Origin of the sequence: Stenotrophomonas sp. 2YAF22 (genome assembly GCF_052114665.1) — a bacterium.
GTDB classification, from domain to species: domain Bacteria; phylum Pseudomonadota; class Gammaproteobacteria; order Xanthomonadales; family Xanthomonadaceae; genus Stenotrophomonas; species Stenotrophomonas indicatrix.
Window position 1 is genome coordinate 1 of sequence record NZ_JBFRFE010000675.1, and the last position, 2,221, is coordinate 2,221.

At 68.2% G+C, this 2,221-nt stretch carries 2 protein-coding genes; both read right to left on the reverse strand.

The window, feature by feature from the left end; translation table 11 throughout:
• The coding region (locus AB4Y84_RS19785) for a hypothetical protein (RefSeq protein WP_442250740.1) at positions 1-669 on the reverse strand (669 nt) is incomplete at its 3' end.
• A gap of 26 nt (positions 670-695) precedes the next feature.
• On the reverse strand, positions 696-2,210 hold the full coding sequence (gene pgi, locus AB4Y84_RS19790; protein ID WP_442250741.1) for a glucose-6-phosphate isomerase: 1,515 nt from the start codon (positions 2,208-2,210) through the stop codon (positions 696-698).
• Positions 2,211-2,221: the final 11 nt, after the last annotated feature.

Sequence of the window (2,221 nt, forward strand, 5' to 3'; positions counted from 1 at the left end):
CGGCACATCGGCGCCCTCCTGCACGGCTGCCTGCAGCCGGTCGTGTCCGTCCAGCACCACGTGTGCCTGCAGGCCACTGCCCCACATCAGCAGCACCGGTGGCAGTGATCCTGCCCGGGCCTGCCTGGCCCAGGCCTTGACCCGCCCATCCGTGGCCAGTGACGGTGCCCGCAGCAGGACGGGAGGCAGGCATTCGCCGTGCGTCACGCTCGACCAGTCCAAGGTATCGACCGCCGGTCGGGCCAGCGCATCTGACGCGAGCGTGAGCGGCATCCGCGCACGCTCCAGGCCATGCAGCGTCGGCTGCAGCAGCCATTCGCCCTGGGCCAGCGGAGATCGATCCGAACGGGTAAGGGCCCGTGCGAAATGACGTGCCCACGCTGCGGCAGTCCGCACCGGATCATCCGAATGCAACGCCCGCACCTCGGCAGCCGTGATCGGTGGAATGATCGCCGGCGAGGCCGGGGAGGCGCTGCGAAGCAGGTCCACACCGAAGTAGTCGGGCTCCACCCTCGCCCACAACATGGGGCGTTCCTCGGTACCCACCCGTATCCGGTCCGGCGGGCAGACCGAAACCACAAGCGCAGGGCGCACGGGAGCCGGCACGGTCAGGTGCAGACCCGCCCACGCCTCGGGCTGCCTTCGTCGAACGAGGTCGCGCCAGTGCATCGACGCACGCATCCGGCGCGCCGCGCTCAGCCCTTCAGCTGCGCCAGCAGCTCACGGGTCAGCGGATCATTGATCTGGACATCCTCGCCCTGCAGGGCCGGCAGCAGGCCACTGGCCAGCTGCTTGCCCAGCTCGACACCGAACTGGTCGAAAGCGTTGATGTTCCAGATCACCGACTGCACGTACACCGCGTGTTCGTACATCGCGATCAAGGCGCCCAGCGCCTGCGGGGTGAGCGCGTCGAGCAGGATCATCGTGCTCGGGCGGCCGCCCGGGTAATCGCGGTGCGGATCGTCGCTGCCCTGGCCGTTGGCCAGTGCTTCGGTCTGCGCCAGCAGGTTGGCCATCAGCGCCTGGTGGTTGACCGTATACGGATCATCGTTGTGCACGCAGCCGATGAAATCGGCCGGGATGATGCTGGTGCCCTGGTGCAGCGCCTGGAAGAAGCTGTGCTGCACATCGGTGCCCGCACCGCCCCACCACACCGGCACGGTGTCGGTGGTGACCGGCTGGCCATCGCGCTGCACGCGCTTGCCCAGGCTTTCCATCACCAGCTGCTGCAGGTAGGCCGGCAGCAGCGCCAGGCGCTGGTCGTAGGTCATCACCGCATGCGTGGCGTAGCCCAGCAGATTGCGGTTCCAGATGTCGGTCAGGCCGTGCAGCACCGGCAGGTTGCGCTCCAACGGCGCGTCCAGCGCATGCGTATCCATCTGCGCGGCACCTTCCAGCAGCTGCTCGAAGCGCTCGAAGCCGATGGCCAGTGCGATCGGGAAACCGACGGCCGACCACAGCGAATAGCGGCCACCCACCCAGTCCCACATCGGCAGCACACGATCGGCGGCGATGGCGAAGGCCTTGGCGGCGCGTTCCGGATTGGCGCTGACCGCGTACAGACGGTCGCTGCCGCCCAGCCAGTCATGCAGGATCTGGCCGTTGAGCAGGGTTTCCTGGGTACCAAAGGTCTTGGAAATGAGGATGCCGGCGGTCTTCGCCGGATCCAGCGTGGCCAGCGTGCGCTRCATGGCGGCGCCGTCCACGTTCGACACGAAATGCACGCGCAGGCGTGCGCCTGTGACCGGGCGCAGCGCATCGGCGACCAGTCGCGGGCCGAGATCGGAACCGCCAATGCCGACGCTGACCACATCGGTCACGCCGCTGTCTTCCAGCGCGCGCACCAGCACGCCCATGCGCTGGCGGATGCCGCGCGCGGTGGCATAGGCCTCGGCCGCCACCGGCGCATCGACTACATCACCGCGCAATGCGGTATGCAGCGCAGCGCGGCCTTCGGTCAGGTTGACCTGCTCGCCACGGAACAGGCGCGTGATGGCGCCGCCGACATCACGTTCGGCAGCCAGCGCCAACAGCGCCTGCAACGCTGCGGCATCGTATTTCTGCCGGGCGAAGTTGACATACAACGGACCGACCCGCAGCGCCAGGTCCTGTACACGGCCGGGTTCGGCGGCGAGCAGGCCGGGAATGCTTGCGCCCTTCAGGCGCTGGGCGTGGGAATGCAGCGAGTCGAATCCGTTGTTCGTTGTCATGCGGCCTGGGT